Below are 19,769 nucleotides of genomic sequence, written 5' to 3'. Positions count from 1 at the left end.
AACAGGTACTCTTTTGCTCATAAAACAATCTGATTGCAGCTTAAAGATATGAAAATCAGGTGATTAAAGCAAATAATATGAGTGATAAAATACAAAAAAGAGGCTGCCTATTTTGAGACAGCCTCTTCATTGTCTTATAGAAGAAAATACTTACTTCGTATTCAAGTTTGTCATTGTAAGTCCAATCCCGATACTTACGAATGAATGTACCATCTTAACGGAATGTTCAATTAAAGCAGGTAATTCTTTTTGCTCTTCTTTATCAAAAGGTCCCAGCACATAGTCGACTTGTCTTCCTTTGGGGTAATTGTCTCCTATACCAAAGCGTAGTCTTGGGTAATTTTGACCGCCGCAAAGTGCTTCAATGGATTTAAGACCATTGTGTCCGGCGGCAGAACCTTTAGGTTTAATACGTAGTGATCCAAAAGGTATCGCTAGATCATCCACTATCACTAACACATTGTCAATTGGAACTTTTAATTGTTGCATCCAATAATTCACAGCTTTGCCGCTTAAGTTCATATAAGTGGTTGGTTTTATCACATACACATTATGGCTACGTAGTTTGAATTCTGTGTAGTACGCATGTTTTAATAATGACCAAGTGCTGCCTGCCTGCTTAGCCAATTCATCCGCCACCATAAAACCAATATTATGTCGAGTATCGGCATATTCGCTGCCGATATTTCCGAGACCAACAATCAAAAAATTCATGGTACAAAGTTAAAAAATGATTTCATATGCTACGAAAAAAGGGCATCGATATTTCGATGCCCTCCATTTTTGCCAGCTGGAAAAAATTATTTTTTCTTACCGCCTTTAGCCGCTTTAGCTGCTTCTTGCTCTGCTTGACGTAATGCACGTGACATGATTACAGATACGATAGTATCGTCAGCGTTGTTTAATACTTTTGCGTTCTCTAATTTTACTTGGTCAACGCGGAAAGATTTACCAACTTCTAAAGATTCCATAGGAACTTCGATAACTTGAGGCAAGTTGTTAGGTAATGCTTTAACACGTAGTTTACGTAATTTTTGAACTAATTTACCCCCCATTTTCACACCTGGAGAAGTTCCTGTTAATTTAATAGGAATATTTAATGATACTTCTTTGTCATCAAATAATTCTAAAAAGTCAATATGAGTAACTAAATCAGTTAATGGGTGGAATTGCGCGTCTTGAACGATAGCTCTTACAGTTTTTCCATCGAAGTTTAACTCAACGATAACAACATCTGGAGTGTAAAGAACTGCTTTCAAATCAGCTGCGGATACAGAAAGGTGAGTTTGTGTAGTACCACCATAAAGAACTGCAGGAACTTGTCCTTCGTAACGCAATCCTTTTGCATCTCTTTTCCCTACGTTCTGTCTTACAGAACCGCTAATAGCAATTGATTTCATATTAAAAATATATAAATTTTGAGGTGCAAAGATAATCATTAAATCTGTCTTAACAATGATTAATTAACTTTTTATGTGAAAGACTTTTACAAAAGAAAAATTGTGAAGTGGAGCACTTTAATAATAATAAGTATGGGTTTTAATTAGTTGTTGATTTACGCATACTTGATTAAAATTTTTAGTAAAGTTTTTGTTATATATATATTTTTTTTCATTTGTATAATCTGTTTTACTACTTTTGAGCATAACCTATATTATGAGTCTACTAGAGGATTTATTAAAAGAAGTTGGTTCAGCGAAAACTACGATCAAACGTAAGTCAGCTTTAAACAAAGTAAAGTTGATGATGACGCTTTTCGACAAAGAAATGCTCACTTTAGGTGAGCTTGTCCAAGATGTTGGTCTTAGTTTTCCGACAATGAATAATCTAGTGCTAGATCTGCACGAACGAAAACTATTAGTTTCCAAAGAAAAGGGAGAGTCTATCGGTGGCCGTAAGCCTATACTTTATCAGCTGAGTGATGGTGTATTCAATGTGTTATGTGTTGAAATAGAGCGTTTTTCTGTGCGCATGGTTGTCATGGACAATAATAACAATATATTATTCGAACGCAAATCATATCCCTTCGAAATTAGCACAGACGAAAAAGATATAGATGACCTGGTACAGGTCATAAAGCAGTACTATACGGACATGCAGATTGATGAGCAATATATTTCTGCCATTGGGTTGAGCATGCCAGGTCTTATTAATTACAAACAAGGAACAAACCAAACTTTCTATAGTAACAATACTTTTAATATTTCAGCCTACCTGAAGCAGAAATTAGGAAAACACGTAGCGGTCATCAACGATGTCAAGGGTGCAGCATTGAGTGAATTGGCTTATGGGGCTGCACAAAATAGAGAGAATGTACTTGTCATTTTGATGGATTGGGGTATCGGACTTGGTGTTATCATAGACGGTAAAGTTTATATGGGCAATGAAGGTTTCGCTGGTGAAATGGGGCACATGGTATTTGTGGATGAGGGCGATTTGTGCTATTGCGGCAAAAGAGGGTGTCTAGAAACAATTGCTTCCGGAATATTCCTTGTAAATCAAGCGCGTCAAGACATCGAAAAAGGAATTCCTACTTTATTGAAGAACTTACCTAATGTCTCGGATCTTCAGCCACAACACATTATAAAAGTAGCAAATCAAGGAGATCAATATGCAATTGATTTGATTGCGAATCTGGGTAATAACTTAGGAAAGGCAATATCCTTATTGATTCAAATTTTAAACCCCGAATCAGTAGTGCTAAGTGGAAAATTTGCAAAGGCAGGTTCATTAATTACAATTCCTATTCAACAAAGTTTAAACAAATATACAATGAATGCAATTAGACAAAAATGTGAAATACAAGTGTCTTCGTTGGGCGAAAATGGCTATGCGCAAGGATTGGTAAGATATACGGTTGTAGATTATTTCAAAAGTAATCTCGACGCATTAATAACGAATAACTAAACTCATTTATAAAATTAATTATTTAAGATATGGACAAACAAAATTCTTCAAGACGTGATTTTATCAAAAAATCATTGATTGGAGCTGCTGCCTTTACAATTGTTCCAAGATTTGTTCTGGGCAAAGGGTACTTGGCTCCTTCCGATCATCTTACAAAAGGAGTGATTGGGGTAGGTTCTATGGGAAGAGGTCACTTTGGTTACGCAGGCACGAAAACTGTAGCTATCTGTGATGTCGATTCTAGACATTTAGCGTTAGCACAAAAAGCACTAGGTGGTGGTGTAAAAGAGCATCATGATTTCAGAGATTTGATTCAAAATCCAGAAGTAGACATCGTCCATATCGCAACTCCTCCGCACTGGCATGGTTTGATGGCTCTTGAGGCTGCACGATCAGGAAAAGATATTTGGTGTGAGAAGCCAATGACACGTACCATCGGTGAAGGTAAAAAGGTAAAAGAAGCAATTGCACAACATGGCAACATCTTCAGATTAAATACTTGGTTCCGTTTTGATTCCAATTTTTATGGTATGAATGTGCCTGTAAAAAAAATCAAAAAAGTAGTAGATACAGGTATGTTGGGTTGGCCATTGAAAGTAACAATCAGTAAGCATACAGGTTTCGATTGGAAATTCTATTGGGTAGGAAAAGAAAATCTTCCTGTAGAGCAAGCACCAAAAGAATTGGATTACGAAATGTGGTTGGGGCCAGCGCCTTACAAACCATATAGTACACACCGCGTGCATACGACATTCCGTGGATATTGGGATTACGATGGTGGTGGTCTAGGTGATATGGGACAACATTATTTGGATCCTGTCCAATATTTCTTAGGGAAAGATAACGAGAGTCCTGTAAAAGTAGAAGTGGATGCTCCACAACAACATTCGGATGCGGTAGGTACGTGGAGAAAAATCACGTATACATTTGCAGACGGTTGTCAAATCATCTTAGATGGTGAAGGAAGTGAAGTTGGTAAGGCTTATATCGAAGGACCAAAAGGAAAATTATATAGAGGTTTCAAATCTGATATTCCAGATTTAGAACGTAAGTTGGCACAATATCCAGATCCAGCACCTCAAATGACTGATTTTGTTGAAGCTGTACGTACACGTCAAAAATTTGCATTGAACGAAGAGAATGGATACTACTCGAGTACATTAGTAAATCTAGGTTTGGCGGCTTTGCGTTTGAATCGCACTTTACACTTTGATTCAGAAAAACAAGAATTTGTGAATGATGAAGCAGCGAATCGTTTGATCGATCAACCTATGAGAGGTCCTTGGACAATGTAATTATATCAACCCATGAAAAGAATTTTTAACACCCTATCTATATTATTGTTGTTGCAAACTGCGTCATATGCGCAACAACCTTCGGGTCGTACAACAGCTACTAAAATTGCTGATGTATTAGCCCAGCAGCCAGCGGAAGAACAATCAAAGTTCTTATTGGCTATGAAAGAATTAGAGAATTTTACGCCAGAAGATGTAGCTGCATTATTAGTTACCTTAAAACCACAAGGTGGTCCGAATGCAACTGTTGAATATGCGACAAATTCATATGCTTTTTATGTGATGCAGCCTGGCAAGGATGCAGCTCGTGAAAAATACGCAAATGGCTTGTTATTGGCTTTAGACCAAGTAAAGGATAAAGACAACAAAGGATATGTATTGGAATTGTTGAAATTTTGTGCTAAGAATGAAGCTGTTGCTAAAGTTTCTGCTTTCTTGACGGATGATTATCTAGCAGAAAAAGCTGCTCGAGTTTTGAGCGCAATCGATACCAAAGAATCATCAGATGCATTAAATAAAGCTTTAAAAGGAAATGTTACTGAAAAGACGGCTACAGCGATTATTGGTGCATTAAGCGAAGTCAAAAATCAAGATGCAGAAGCGCGAATTATTGAATTAATAGGTCAATTATCTTCGGATAATTTCCAAAGAAATGCATTCACCGCGTTAAGTAAATTTGGTGGTCAGAAAACATACGAAGTGTTGTATAACAAAGCAAAGTCTGTTGGATTTGGTTTTGACCGTACAAATGCATCTTCTTTGTTGATTGAATTCGCGAATAATCTAGCGAAGAATAACAATCAAAACTTAGCTACGCAAGTTGCAACTCGCGTATACAAAGAAGCAAACGGTGAATCTGCAATAGGTGCGAAAGTTGCGGCTTTAGAATTATTGTCAAGACTTCAGCCTTCAAAACAACGTAAAGAGCTATTGAAGATTTCGTCGAGCAATAATCCTATTTTGCGTAATGTAGCTTTGGGCTTGTTGGGCAAAGGAGCTTCAGCCTCAGATATGAAGAAAATTGCTTCATCCTTGTTAAAATTGGATGCTCAAGGACAAGAAAGTGTTTTTAACTTTTTAAGAACCAAAGACTCTAAAGCGTCTATTGCGGTAATTGAAAAAAGTTTGCCAAAATTAAAAGGTGAAGAGGCTAAGATTGCAGCATACAATACTTTGTCGGCATTGACAGAAGGCGCAAATACGGAATTCTTAATCGGTCAGTTAGCTACAGCGTCAACTAAAGAAGCAGATGTTTTGAAAACTTTATTATTAACATCAAAAAATGCGCAAACTATTGATGTGGTGAATAAAGTAATTGGATCTGCTGACGAAAAAACACAATTGGCATTATTGGATGTATTGTCAAAACGATCAAATCCAAATTCAGCTGCACAAATATTCAGCCTATTAAATTCTTCAAATAGCACCGTTAAGGCGGCAGCATACACTGCTTTACCAAATGTGGTGAATGATAATGATTTTGATAAAATCATAGAGGTTTTAGGTAAAGCTGACGCAAAAGATGTAAATGCTGCACAGCAAGCTGCAATCGTGGCGTTGCAAAATAATGCAGACAAAGCTAATATTGTGAAGCGACTTTCAGCGAATATTTCTCGTTCATTGGCGCCATCATCAGCGCGCTACTTTCCGATTTTTGCGGGAGAAGGTAGTGACGAATCGTTAAAAACAATCACAAACTATATCGGTCAAGATAATCCATTACGTGCAGATGCGATCAAAGCTTTGGCTAGCTGGTCAAATACATCATCTTTAGATGCATTAACTGCCTTGTTGCGTACAGAAAAAGATGCGACATTGTTTAGTACAGTTTTTGATGGTTTTATCAGACAATTGAATGCAAGTAAAGTAAACAACGACCAGAAAACGATTTTGTTGAAAGATGCATTTGAATATGCGCAAAATACAAGACAAAAAAATACTGCATTAGGAAGTTTAAGAGCGACAGGAACGTATTCTGCTTTAGCATTTGCAAGTAGATTCCTAGAAGACAAAGACTTGAAAGGTACAGCGACAGATGTAGTGATGAATATTACTGCAGACAATAAATCATTCATCGGAACAGATGTTCGTCAATGGCTTGAAAAAGCACAGAATAACCTTTCTGGAAGTGAAAGCTCATATTTGCGTGAAGCAATCGTACGTCATTTGGCAGAAATGCCAAAAGGGGAGAGTTATGTATCTATGTTTAATGGTAAAGATTTGACAGGTTGGAAAGGTCTGGTTGAAAATCCGATCAAACGTGCTCAAATGAGTGCTAAAGAATTAGCTGCTAAACAAGAAATAGCTGATAAAAAGATGCGCGAAAATTGGAAGGCTGAAGATGGTTCTTTAGTTTTTTCGGGGCATGGAGATAATATTGCTACTGTAAAACATTACGGTGATTTCGAATTAATACTAGATTGGAAATTAGACAAAAATGGAAAAGAGCCTGATGCAGGTGTGTATCTGAGAGGAACTCCGCAAGTTCAGATGTGGGATATCTCCCGTACTGATGTAGGTGCTCAGGTGGGTTCTGGTGGATTGTATAACAATCAAAAGCACGAGTCAAAACCATCCAAAGTTGCAGACAATCCGCTTGGTGAATGGAATAACATGAAAATCAAGATGGTGGGCGAGAAAGTTTGGGTTTGGTTAAATGGTGAATTAGTAGTTGATAATGTAACATTAGAGAACTATTGGGACAGAAATCAGTCTATATTCCCGACAGAACAAATCGAACTACAAGCGCATGGTTCTCGCGTATGGTACAGAGATATTTTTATTAAAGAATTGCCACGCAAAGTAACCTATACATTGAGTGATGCGGAGAAGGAAGAAGGCTTTGAAATGTTATTTGACGGCACTAATTTAGATAAGTGGACATCATCTACGGCGTATGAGATCACTGGGGAAGGGGTATTACGTTCTAATCCGGATGCTAAATTTGGCAGAAATATCTACACTAAAAATGAGTACAGCGATTTTGTTTATCGTTTTGAATTTAAATTAACTCCAGGTGCAAATAATGGTGTTGGCATTCGTACGCCAATAGAAGGTGACGCTGCTTACTTGGGACATGAAATTCAGATTTTGGATGACAATGCTGATGTTTATAAGAATCTAGCTCCTTATCAATACCATGGTTCGGTGTATGGCATCATTGCTGCTAAGCGTGGCGCGTTAAAACCGCTTGGTGAATGGAACGAGCAAGAGATTCGTGTGCAAGGTTCTAAAATCAAAGTTACCCTTAATGGAAAAGTGATTGTGGATGGAGATATGAAAGAAGCAACTAAAAATGGTGCTGCAGACAAAAAAGATCATCCAGGATTAAAAAGAACGACAGGTCACATTGGTTTCTTAGGTCATGGTACCGAAGTTTTCTTTAGAAATATTCGTGTGAAAAGTTTGTAAACAATCTACCTTTAATACAATATATAAAGCCGGCAAATTTAATTTTGTCGGCTTTATTATTTTTTGTTTGAAACTTCTTAAGCTAGCACAAGCTTATACTGATAATTAATATTGAGTTACTTTTGAGGACTTAGTTAAGATACGTTGTTAAGCTTTACTTTCGAGCAGGAATGGTACAGCTAGAGATCTAAACGTGAGGCTTATACTTTGCGACTAAGTGACATTTTTTATATTAAGAAACGGATAATTTGAGTGAGATAAAAGGAAAAGGTGAATTAACACAACAAGGGCTGAAATTTTCATTTCAGCCCTTGTTGTATAATATATTATAGCTTAATTAGTCAACATCAAATAAATCAGAAATCGAAGAGTGCTGATTTACACTTTTGATTGCTTTAGCAAATAAATCTGCTGTAGACAATACTTTGATTTTCGTTGAGTTTTTAGCTTTTTCAGCGTCTAATTTAATAGTATCTGTAACGATCATTTCAGTTAATACTGAATTTTCGATAGTATCATATGCTTTACCAGATAATACAGCGTGCGTACATACCGCTCTTACCGAGTTAGCACCATTTTCCATGATTAATGCAGCAGCTTTAGAAAGTGTACCTGCAGTATCACAGATATCATCAATTAATACCACATCTTGACCTGTTACATCACCGATAATTGACATCGATTCGATTTCATTTGCGCGTTTACGACGTTTGTCACAGATAATAACTTCCGCGTTGAAGAATTTAGCAAATGTACGTGCGCGGTACGAGCCACCCATGTCTGGAGATGCGATAGTCAAATTAGGAAGATTCAATGACTTGATGTAAGGAACAAAAATTACTGATCCATCCAAATGATCTACAGGAATATCAAAGAATCCTTGGATTTGCGCAGCGTGAAGATCCATCGTCATAATACGGCTAGCACCAGCAGCTGTGATTAAGTTTGCAATCATTTTAGCACCAATCGCTACACGAGGTTTATCTTTACGATCTTGACGAGCAAAGCCAAAATAAGGCACTACAGCAGTGATATAGTGAGCAGAAGCTCTCTTCGCTGCGTCGATCATCAATAATAATTCTAAAAGATTGTCGGTAGGTTGGTTGGTAGATTGGATTAGGAAAACGTCACTTCCTCTTACAGATTCATTGTAGAACGGTTGGATCTCGCCGTCACTGAATTTCGATAGTGTCTTCTCTCCTAAAGCTTTCCCGTACGAGTGGGCGATTTTTTCTGCTAGTTCTTGTGTTCCTGAACCTGCAAATAATTTAACCGTGTTAAATTGCAAAGGCATGGTGTTGTTGTATTTATATGTTTTTATGAATGATGGACAAAGTTAGATAAATACAATTGAAAATAGAAAGACTATAGTGAGAAATAAAAAGACATTTAATAGGTTATGGAAATAGCGTAAAAATAAAAAGAGAGCTACAAAATATGTAACTCTCTTTATGTTGTCCGACCTGGATTCGAACCAAGACAAACAGTACCAAAAACTGTCGTACTACCCTTATACTATCGGACAATCATCAAAATGACTTTCTAAAAAAGATTAGATTTTCATTTCTTGTGCAAAGATACAAACTCCAATCAAAAAGCCAAAATATTTTTATTTTTTTTATTTCTTGTAAACAAAAAAGAGAGTTACAAATGTAACTCTCTTTCGTTGTCCGACCTGGATTCGAACCAAGACAAACAGTACCAAAAACTGTCGTACTACCCTTATACTATCGGACAAACACGTTCAAACTTTATGTGTCGTTGTTTCCTTGTTTGACGATGCAAATATACGCTGATTTTTCAACCCAACAAATTTTTTTGACTCCAAATTTGTATCTCTGTTGATTTTCAATGGAATATTTTTTCACTCACTTGATGGTGGGATTGATTTTTGGTGCGATAAAGTGTAAAGCTGTGTTAAAATGTTATTTATTTATTCATTTGTAGAAATGTATTCCTTATTTTCGAAGCGAGTTTGTAAACAGACAACTGTTTATGACTTGATTTGGATAGATTATATGTTTCTAATCAAATAACAAGTAATTTATTAAAATCAATTATTCTATATCGCAATATACATATATGATGAATTACAATAAGATTAACAATCTGCTAGGATGGCTTTGTGCTATTGTAGCAACACTTGTTTATGTCGTTACTGCTGAGCGAACAGCGAGCTGGTGGGACTGTGGTGAGTTTATCGCTTCAGCCTATAAGATGCAAATTGTGCATCAACCTGGTGCTCCTTTGTTCTTAATGATCCAAAACATATTTTCAAATATGGCGATGGGTGACAAATCGCAAATCGCATATTGGATGAACGTAGGTTCTGCTGTCAGTTCAGGATTGACAATTCTCTTTTTGTTTTGGTCTATCACTGCCTTAGGTCGCAAAATATTTCTAGGCAATGCAAATCTTACGACTTCTCCGACTTCAACACAAACAATAGTCGTGATGGGAGCTGGTTTAGTCGGTGCATTAGCATATGCTTTTTCAGATACATTTTGGTTTTCTGCTGTAGAATCTGAAGTATATGCCATGTCTTCTTTATGTACGGCTGTAGTATTTTGGGCGATATTGAAGTGGGAGGTACGTGCAGACGAAGAAGGCGCTGATCGTTGGTTGATCTTCATCGCTTATGTAATGGGATTATCTATCGGTGTCCATTTATTGAATCTATTGGTAATACCTGCTATTGCGTTAGTTATATATTTCAGAAAAACGAAACAAGTAACCAAGGGAGGTGCTTTAAAAGCATTTTTGTTGGGTGTTGTGGTGTTAGGCTTTATCTTATGGGGTGTTATACAGTACTTGATTAAGTTTGCTGCCTTCACTGATTTATTCTTTGTGAATACTTTAGGATTTGGGTTTGGTACAGGAGTTACGTTCTTTGCTTTATTGGTGTTGGGCGGTTTAATTTTCGGAATCTGGTATTCAATCAAGAAAGTAAAGCCAATCTTGAATATTGCTTTAGTTTCTTTGGGTTTCATTATCTTCGGATACAGTTCTTTTGCGATGATTACTATTCGTGCAAAAGCGGATCCTACGTTAAATAACTCCGATCCGGATAATGCGTTCACTTTTTTAAGTTACCTTAACCGCGAACAATACGGTGATGAGCCTTTGTTTAAAGGAAAGTATTTTGATGCAAAACCAACTGATGCTTTTGATGCTGGAAATGTATACCGCAAAGACAAGGATAAGTACGTTGTTGCTCGTAAAAAGACAAAATACAGTTACGATAGTGAAACAATTTTCCCTCGTATTTACTCAGATAGAGGAGAACATGCGAATTTCTATAGACAATATTTGAATTTAGGACCAGAAGAAAAACCTACATTTTCAGACAACTTGAAATTTTTCTTTGGATATCAAATTGGACATATGTACTTCCGTTATTTCATGTGGAATTTCGTAGGTAGACAGAATGATGTACAAGGTCATGGCTCTACGTTAGAAGGGAACTGGATTTCGGGTATCACTCCGATTGATAATGTGCTAGTAGGCGGGCAAAATGCTTTGCCAACTTCGGAGAAGGAAAATCCTTCGCGCAATACATACTTCTTCCTACCTTTTATTCTTGGAATAATAGGTGCGTATTGGCATTTTGGTAAAAAACAAAAAGATGCTTTAGTCGTGATGCTTTTGTTCTTCTTTACGGGTTTGGCGATTGTATTATATTTAAATCAATCTCCATTGCAACCTCGTGAACGTGATTATGCGTATGCAGGATCATTCTATGCCTTTTCCATTTGGATTGGACTTGGAATAATTGCCTTATGGGAATTTTTGTCTAAGAAAGTAAATGCGAAATCTGCTGCTATCGGTGTGACTGCATTAGGCGTCTTGGCAGGTCCAGTATTATTGGCTTCACAAAACTGGGATGATCACGATAGATCGGAAAAATCTTTGTCGCGTGACATGGCTTTAAACTATTTAGAATCTGTAGAACCAAATGCTATTTTGTTCTCTTATGGTGATAATGATACCTATCCATTGTGGTATTTGCAAGAGGTGGAAGGAATTCGTACGGATGTACGTGTGGTGAATTTGAGTTTGCTTTCTTCGGATTGGTATATGCGTCAAATGATGAAAAAGGTCAATGATGCGGATGCCTTGCCAATTAATATTGATCCAGAAAAAATTAAAGACGGCGTGCGCGATGTGATTTACTACTACGATTACAAAATCCCTGGTAATGTGGATTTAAGAGCGGCATTGGAAATAATGTTATCAGATGATCCAGAAAACAAAATGCAAACGCAATCTGGTGAGAATATCAATATACTTCCTACTAAAAATTTGAAGTTACAAGTAGATAAGCAAGCTGTATTAACAAATAAAGCTGTTCCGACAATATGGCAAGATTCGATTGTAGATTCATTGACGTTTACGTATCCAATGGGCTATGTTTCGCGCGCTGAACTGTCGGTATTGTCTATCTTGGCAAATAACAATTGGGAACGTCCGATTTATTTCACGACAACTACACCTCAACAATTCTACTTGGGATTGGACAAATATTTGGTGTCAGAAGGTTTTGCCTTACGTTTGATTCCGGTGAATACAAATGTGACTGACGCAGAACAAGGAGCAATTCAACATACAGATGCGGTTTATGATAAAATCATGAACAAATATAAGTTTGGAAATATTGCTAACTCGAAGTATTTGGATCCGGATACATACCGTTATTTGACATTCTATACAAGTTCAATCTTTGGTGAAACTGCTCAAAACTTATTGCAAGCTGGTAAGAAAAAAGAAGCGCATGATGTAGTGCTGAAAGCCTATGATAATCTTCCGAAAAAAGTATATCAAATGAGTGAGCCAATGAGCTATGTACCTTTATTGGATGCAATGTACCAAACGGGTGAATCAGCGAAAGCAAAAGAAATTACCTTACGTAATTTGAATTACATCAAAGAAAATATGCATTATTTTGCGTCGAATCAGTACATCAAAGATTTGTCTTCGGAGCGTAATGTACGTTTAGCATTAGTAGGTTTGCAACGTCTAAAAATGATGGGTGAACAATACAAAGATGCTGATGTTCAAAAAGCAGCAGATGAACTGTGGAAACAATACGGTTATTTCTTCGGAGAATAATCCGAATTTAAATATTTATGAAAAGGGATGTCGAAAGACATCCTTTTTTGCTTTTGGCAAGCTTTGCTAAGCTGAGTTTCCATTTTTTATTCCAACTCTGAATAAAAAAGCCTATTTTTGTCCAAATAATCCTATAATGAAACAATCGATTTTATTAGACGGTCCTAAGTTTCAAATTACAATCAAAAGATTGTGTCAACAATTGATTGAAAATCACGGAGATTTCTCGAATTCAGCACTTGTCGGTATCCAGCCGCGTGGAACTTTTTTGGCTAAACGTATCGCCAAGGAATTGAAAGAAATGTTGGGCAAAGATGTAGATACAGGTATCTTGGATATTACATTTTTTCGCGATGATTTTCGCCTTAAAGGCAACTCACCTTTACTCGCTAACAGCACACAGATTGATTTTATTGTGGAAGGTAAGAATGTGATTTTTGTCGATGACGTACTTTGGACAGGTCGTACTATTCGTTCAGCGATGGACGCTATACAAGCATTTGGTCGCTCGGAGCGTATCGAACTTTTATGTTTGGTAGACCGCCGATTCTCGAGACAAATCCCTATTCAGCCCGATTATATTGGAATTCAAGTGGATTCTATCGACTCGCAAAAAGTAATTGTGAGTTGGGAAGAGGTAGATCAGGAAGATAGCATCGTATTGATTACGGACAAAAAATAATTTTTTCAGCGAAAATAGTAGTTACAATGCCAACAACAACAGAACAGTTAAGTACACGCCACTTATTAGGCATCAAAGACCTAACTGAGCATGATATTCAATTAATTTTAGATACAGCAGCAAATTTTAAGGATGTCCTTAATCGTCCGATTAAGAAAGTTCCTTCGTTAAGAGACATCACAATTGCTAATGTTTTCTTTGAAAATTCTACACGTACACGTTTATCATTTGAATTAGCAGAGAAACGTCTTTCCGCTGATACAATCAATTTTGCAGCATCTTCATCATCAGTAAGCAAAGGGGAAACATTGATTGATACGGTCAACAATATTTTGGCGATGAAAGTTGACATGATTGTGATGCGTCATCCGTATGCTGGTGCGGGCGTATTTTTAAGCAAACATGTGGACGCACAAATCGTCAATGCTGGTGATGGGGCACATGAGCATCCTACACAAGCATTGCTGGATTCTTTTTCTATTCGTGAGAAATATGGAGATTTGGCAGGTCGCAAAGTTGCAATCATAGGTGATATCTTACACTCGCGTGTGGCGTTGTCGAATATTTTGTGTTTACAAAAACAAGGCGCTGAAGTGATGGTTTGTGGGCCAACAACTCTTATTCCAAAATACATAGCTTCATTAGGTGTAAAAGTAGAACACGATTTAATGAAAGCATTGAATTGGTGTGATGTGGCGAATATGTTGCGCATCCAGTTGGAGCGTCAAGATATTGCATATTTTCCATCTTTGCGTGAGTATTCGATGTTGTATGGATTGAACAAAGAAATCTTGGATTCGCTAGATAAAGAAATTACAATTATGCATCCAGGGCCTATTAATAGAGGGGTGGAGATTACATCAGATGTGGCTGATAGTACGCATTCGATTATTCTCGACCAAGTCGAAAATGGTGTTGCGGTACGTATGGCAGTTTTATACTTGCTAGCAGGAAAGAGAGGTTAAGGTTATTAACCTCTCTTTTTTATGCTTATTTTTTCTCTTTTGGAGGAAAGAAAAATTGCATTGGGCTTAATAAAAACAATGCCCAAATAGCTTTACTTACTAATATCAATTCATAAAACTTCATTTTACGGGCACGAAATGCAAGAATTAATGACAAGCTAAAACTTACAATAAAATTCACAAATCCAATTACTCCTATTCCGACTACACCCCAAATAATCATATCAGTCGGTGCGCGCCAGTCACTTCCATACATGCCCAAAGCTAGGTTGCCACTCGCAAATGTGATGTGACGAATATCGATATCCAATCCTAAAAATATTCCAATCGAACCCGTCATTCCCATAAAAACACCAAACCAAACATTGGAAATAACACCAGCCCATTTCTTCTTGTACCAGCCAGCGAATTGTTTGGTTTTTTCTTTTCCAAATACTCTTTTCAAGATGGGATGCTGCTCTATTCGGTAATACAAAGAGTTGTATTTATCACGATTAGCAACACTTCCTGCAATAATTCCAGACAGGAATAAGAATACGCCAGCAATTGCTGCATGATATATTGCCGGTGAGTCAACTGGATCCAAATCTGTGATTAATCCTCTCCATTTTGAAGATGCGATATTGTACGAGAATAAAGTGTCAATTCCCCAAATCAAGAGCATCGCGATAGGAAATGCCAGTAATACGTTACCGACAAACGCAATAAACTGCGATCGAAATACTCTGGAAAAGAAATTGGCGAATGACCAGTATTTGTAATTGCGTTCTTCTTTACTTTCTGTCTTGCGTTCCAAAGCACTTACTAATGCAGAGGCCGTCATTGCGGGCTGTTTAGTTGCCAGCGTACATCCCAATAAATAAATTGCTGTAAAGCCCAAAGCATAATTCAAACTATACAATATTGCATGTCCAAAAATACTTGTATCCGCTTTGGACATCAAAACTTTTATAATACAGAGCACAGCTACAATGCACCCACCGCCGCACGCTGACCAAAACATATTGGTGTATTCTTTTTTCGAAGAAGTAATATAATGCTCACCTGTTTGCGCGGTGTGTTGCGTGATTTCGTAGGCTATAGACTGTGTGCTTTCATTTACAAGACGACGAACATTCGTTTTATTTACATTGATAAAGATGAGTTTTTTGATCAATGAAATAGTTTGTTCCACACCTTTATTGGGGTCATCTAAAACTATATAAGCCAAAATTTCACGAATCCGACCCAATTGCTGACGCAAGCGAAGCAGAGATTGGTTTACTTTCATCGAAATTCCCAACTTATGCGAATTCGCAAAGGCATCAACGATGTATTTGTCACATTGATTCAACAAAATGTTTATTTGTTTGTAATAAATGTCAGAGCTTTCGAGATGTGGACTTTTTTCAGAACGTACATATTGGATAATGTTATTCATTTCTTGCAATAGCCCGATGAAAGGATTGTCAAAATTACGGTATTCAGGAGTCATCTTACTCACATCTGCCTCCATTGCGCGTCCAGATACACGTTGAGTCAATACTTCTAATCCATATAGAATTTCCGAAATTGCATGATTGTCTGTATTATCTGCGTAGATGTTTTTGCCTTCCAAAATTGTAAATAGGCGAATCAATTGTTCGTCGGGGATTCGAGAAATCCATTCCGCATCTTTGCGGTCATAAAAAACTTGATTCAATATAAACTCCAAAGATTCCGGGGGAGCCTGATGAGGAATAAGCTTGGCAACAACTCTTAAGCGTACTTCGTACAAGAAATCACTGTAGTTCATGATGCCTACATCCGAGATGATTTGATCAAAATCTTTTTTCGTAAGATTTAGCGATTCAATCTTGAAAAGAAGCAGATTTTTGTAATCTATATTTGATTGTAATAATTCCAAAAGATCACTAATCTCAACTAATGCTGAATTTTTTTGTTTTCGATAGATATTGACTAAATCAATAATAAAATCAAGAGCATCGATTTCACTGTGAGAAGCTTTTTCAAAGAGTTTTATTAAGTCTTGTTTGGTTTCTGCCATCTACTTATTTGTGTGAGTACAATTTCTTAAGTTGGATAAATTACGTTTTTATGTTGAAACACACAAAATACTTGCTTGGTTTTGTAGCTTGACAATTGGCAATAAAATTGATTAATGTGAAATAATGTTAAAAATTCCAGTATAGTCAGACTTAATCGTAAAATTAGCGTTATAAAAGGTGTTTACTAACAGATGTTAACAACTTTTGAGGAAAACTTGCTACTTTACTACTAATTTAGTAGAATGAATAGTACTGTGTTTATGGGACTTTATTCATTCATAATTCTGAGGGATAATTAGAAATTTAGATAAAAGAAAATACACCATTATGTACAAGAAAATTTACGGATTGGGTGTTGCATTAAGCTTAATGGCTGCTCCGGTATTTGGTCAACAGACAGCTTGGCAGGATATTAATAGAGCATATAAAACGGGTCTAGAATTATATGAGCGTGGTAAATTTAGTTCTGCAGCCAAACAATTTGATAAAGTAGAAGAGTTACGTACCAAGTCGACGTTGCAATTGGATGAAACGGAAGAATTGACTCTAATCAAAGAAGGGGTACGTTTTTATCAAGCGGTGTGTGCATTGGAGTTAGGTGATTCGGATGCTGAAGGTCGTTTTCTGAAGTACATCAAAGATTATCCAGCAAGCGCAAATTCGAAGGCGGCTTATTTCCAAATCGGTCGTTCGTATTATGCAAAGAAAGATTATCCAAAAGCTATTGAATGGTTTACGAAAATCGAAAGTAAAAATTTAGCAGGCGCTGAAAATATCGAATATCGTTTCAAATTGGGTTATGCACAATTCATGACCAATGATTATAAATCGGCAAAACCATTATTTGAGAAATTAAAAGACGAAAATAGCCAATACCAAGAAGCGTCTATTTACTATTATGCGTACTTGTGTTATTTGGATGCGGAGTACAAAACAGCTTTGAATGAGTTTGAAAGACTGAATGGTTCAAAGACTTTTGAATCTACGTATCCTTATTATATCACAGCGTTATATTTCTTAGACAAACGCTATGATGAGGTATTGAGTTATGCATTGCCAATCTTGCAAACTACAAAACAAGAATTCGAGACAGAAATGTTTAGAATTATTGGTGCTACTTATTTTATCAAAGGTGATTTAGCGAAGTCAAAACAATATTACGATAAATTTCAGGCCCAAGATCAAGGTACAACACAAAATAACCAAGATAGCTATCAAATCGGTTATATCGCTTACAAGCTAGGAGATTATGAAAAAGCGATTACGGAATTAGAAAAAATGACAGATCCAGATGAATATTATCAAAGTGCGATGATAACATTAGGTGATTCGTTTATAAAAACTGGAAATAAACAGAGTGCCCGTAATGCGTTCTTCAAAGCGTCAAAATTGGATTTTGATCCACAATTGAAAGAAGAAGGTTTATTCAATTATGCTAAACTTTCGTACGAATTAGAATTCCATCAAGTGGCATTGGACGCTGTTCAAGAATATTTGGATACGTACAAAAGCAATAAACGTAACGAAGAAGCTAAAACTTTGTTTGCAGAAGTGTTATTAAGTACCAAAAACTACCGTAATGCTGTAGATGTTTTGGAATCATTCCCTTTGACATCTAAAGAAGCTAAGGCAGCTTACCAAAAAGTAACCTATTACCGTGGATTGGAATACTATAACGAGCGTGCTTTCGAAAATGGTATTTCGATGTTTATGCGATCCGAAGCTAATCGCTATGATGAAGAAATTTATGCGTTAGCGACATATTGGAAAGCAGAAGCAATGTATGAGGTACGAAAGTACAAAGAATCAGTTGCAAATTTCAACAAATTCTTACAACTTCCGGCAGCGCGTAAGACAGATGTGTATCATTATGCGAATTACGCATTAGCGTATGCGGCATTTAGAAATGATAATTTCAATACATCGGCAAATTACTTTGAACGTTTCTTAGCCGGTGGTGGCAAAGATGGTATTGAGCTAAATACCAAAAACGATGCGATAGCACGTTTAGCTGATTCGTATTTTGCGACGAAGAATTACGGTAGAGCGATGACGTATTATGATCGATTAATAAGTTCAAATGCACAAAGTCAAGATTATGCATTGTTCCAACGCGGAATTATTCAAGGATTGCAAGGAAATAATGAAGCGAAAATTGCAACATTGAATTCTGTAATTGCGAAATATCCGAAATCAAATTATGCCGATGATGTTGCTTTTGAAATTCCGTATACGTATTTCATGACAAACCAATACGACAAAGCAATCGAAGGATTGCAATCGATGGTCGAAAAATATCCACGCAGTTCGTATGTTCCACGTGCATTATTGACGATTGGTTTGGTACAATACAACCAAGACAATACAGATGCAGCGCGCGCTACTTTTGAGCGTGTAGTAAGTCAATATGCTACGACGGATGAGGCTAAGCAGGCGATACGTTCAATAGAAAATATTTACCTGGATAAAGGAGATGCTACTGGATACATTCGCTATGCGACTTCCACAAACATCGGTAACCTTTCTCAAGCAGAGCAAGATGCACATACATTTGGTATCGCGCGTAATTTGTTTGAGCGTGGAAATTACCAAGGTGCTGTAGAGGCTGTGAACGCATACTTCGATAAGTTCCCAAAACCTATTAATGAGAAGTTTGCGCGTTTTATTCGTGGTGAGAGTTATGCGCAATTGAAGCAAGACCAACAAGCGCTGCATGATTTTAATATCATCATGAACGATTGGACTTCAGCTTATACGGAAAAGACATTGATAAGTGTATCCAAATTGCATTTGCGAAATAAATCGTACAATGAAGCCGTTCAAGTATTGAAAAAACTAGAGTTGACTTCGGAGTATAAGGAAAATTACGGTTTTGCTATTAAAAATTTATTGATCTCGTATTACAATATTGGCGATCCGGTAGAGACATTGACTTATTCTAATATTTTAAAGAATTACGAGAAGTCTTCTGAAGAGGATATTGCATTAGCACATTTGTATGCGGCAAAAGCATATACAAAACAAAATAAAACAGCAGACGCAACAAAAGAACTAAATTTAGCGGCGCTAAAATCTAAAACAGAAACAGGTGCAGAAGCACGCTATTTGGTAGCCGAGCAGCAATTGAAAGCGAAACAATACGACAAAGCTATAGAGTCAGCTTTTGACATTGCGAATACGTTCTCTTCTTATGACTATTGGGTGGCAAAAGGTTTCATTTTAATGTCAGATGCGTACGTAGGAAAGGGTGATAAGTTCCAGGCTAAGGCAACACTAGAAAGTGTAATTGAGAATTATGAAAATGATTCGGATGATGTCTTGAAGACTGCGAAGGAACGTTTACAAAAATTGAAATAACAAGAAATAGGAAATA

Annotated in this window: 11 protein-coding genes; 7 read left to right on the top strand and 4 right to left on the bottom strand. The window is 36.8% G+C overall.

All coding sequences use genetic code 11. The annotated features are described in order from the left end of the window. Nucleotides 1-150: 150 nt before the first annotated feature. Nucleotides 151-714, bottom strand: a complete 564-nt coding sequence (pth, locus tag FLS47_RS00945) for an aminoacyl-tRNA hydrolase (protein WP_149912526.1) — start codon at nt 712-714, stop codon at nt 151-153. A gap of 86 nt (nt 715-800) precedes the next feature. Then, nucleotides 801-1,400 carry a 50S ribosomal protein L25/general stress protein Ctc gene (locus FLS47_RS00940; protein ID WP_149912525.1) on the bottom strand — a complete coding sequence of 200 codons (600 nt, stop codon included), beginning with the start codon at nt 1,398-1,400 and terminating at the stop codon, nt 801-803. A 256-nt stretch (nt 1,401-1,656) separates the two neighbouring features. Here FLS47_RS00940 and FLS47_RS00935 point away from each other — a divergent pair, with 256 nt between their 5' ends. The 3 genes from FLS47_RS00935 to FLS47_RS00925 are packed head-to-tail and all read left to right on the top strand — an operon-like array spanning nt 1,657 to nt 7,613. Continuing rightward, nucleotides 1,657-2,907, top strand: a complete 1,251-nt coding sequence (locus tag FLS47_RS00935) for an ROK family protein (protein WP_149912524.1) — start codon at nt 1,657-1,659, stop codon at nt 2,905-2,907. A 29-nt stretch (nt 2,908-2,936) separates the two neighbouring features. Beyond that, nucleotides 2,937-4,202 carry a Gfo/Idh/MocA family oxidoreductase gene (locus FLS47_RS00930; protein WP_149912523.1) on the top strand — a complete coding sequence of 422 codons (1,266 nt, stop codon included), beginning with the start codon at nt 2,937-2,939 and terminating at the stop codon, nt 4,200-4,202. Nucleotides 4,203-4,214: 12 nt separating this feature from the next. Continuing rightward, entirely contained in the window at nt 4,215-7,613 is a 3,399-nt protein-coding gene (locus tag FLS47_RS00925) for a 3-keto-disaccharide hydrolase (protein ID WP_149912522.1), read from the top strand. Between the two features lie 337 nt (nt 7,614-7,950). Here FLS47_RS00925 and FLS47_RS00920 read toward each other — a convergent pair whose 3' ends face one another. After that, nucleotides 7,951-8,907, bottom strand: a complete 957-nt coding sequence (locus FLS47_RS00920; protein WP_149912521.1) for a ribose-phosphate pyrophosphokinase — start codon at nt 8,905-8,907, stop codon at nt 7,951-7,953. 788 nt (nt 8,908-9,695) lie between these two features. Between FLS47_RS00920 and FLS47_RS00915 the strand changes: the two genes are divergently transcribed. The 3 genes from FLS47_RS00915 to FLS47_RS00905 all read left to right on the top strand — a co-directional run bounded on the left by FLS47_RS00915 (nt 9,696) and on the right by FLS47_RS00905 (nt 14,369). After that, entirely contained in the window at nt 9,696-12,722 is a 3,027-nt protein-coding gene (locus FLS47_RS00915) for a glycosyltransferase family 117 protein (RefSeq protein WP_223225074.1), read from the top strand. A 136-nt stretch (nt 12,723-12,858) separates the two neighbouring features. Further along, the gene (gene pyrR / locus FLS47_RS00910) at nt 12,859-13,404 is read left to right on the top strand and encodes a bifunctional pyr operon transcriptional regulator/uracil phosphoribosyltransferase PyrR (RefSeq protein WP_149912520.1); all 546 of its coding nucleotides are present in this window, start codon (nt 12,859-12,861) and stop codon (nt 13,402-13,404) included. Nucleotides 13,405-13,430: 26 nt separating this feature from the next. Then, the gene (locus FLS47_RS00905; RefSeq protein WP_149912519.1) at nt 13,431-14,369 is read left to right on the top strand and encodes an aspartate carbamoyltransferase catalytic subunit; all 939 of its coding nucleotides are present in this window, start codon (nt 13,431-13,433) and stop codon (nt 14,367-14,369) included. Between the two features lie 25 nt (nt 14,370-14,394). Here the strand turns inward: FLS47_RS00905 and FLS47_RS00900 are convergent, their stop codons facing one another. Then, entirely contained in the window at nt 14,395-16,395 is a 2,001-nt protein-coding gene (locus FLS47_RS00900; protein ID WP_149912518.1) for a recombinase, read from the bottom strand. 328 nt (nt 16,396-16,723) lie between these two features. On the opposite strand from FLS47_RS00900, the gene FLS47_RS00895 reads away from it, so the two are divergent. Next, entirely contained in the window at nt 16,724-19,753 is a 3,030-nt protein-coding gene (locus FLS47_RS00895; protein ID WP_149912517.1) for a tetratricopeptide repeat protein, read from the top strand. Nucleotides 19,754-19,769 lie beyond the last annotated feature (16 nt).

It is taken from the genome of Sphingobacterium cavernae (genome assembly GCF_008520265.1).
Lineage (GTDB): Bacteria > Bacteroidota > Bacteroidia > Sphingobacteriales > Sphingobacteriaceae > Sphingobacterium > Sphingobacterium cavernae.
The sequence above is the reverse complement of the archived record's forward strand: the minus strand, read 5'-3'. Positions and strand labels throughout refer to the sequence as shown.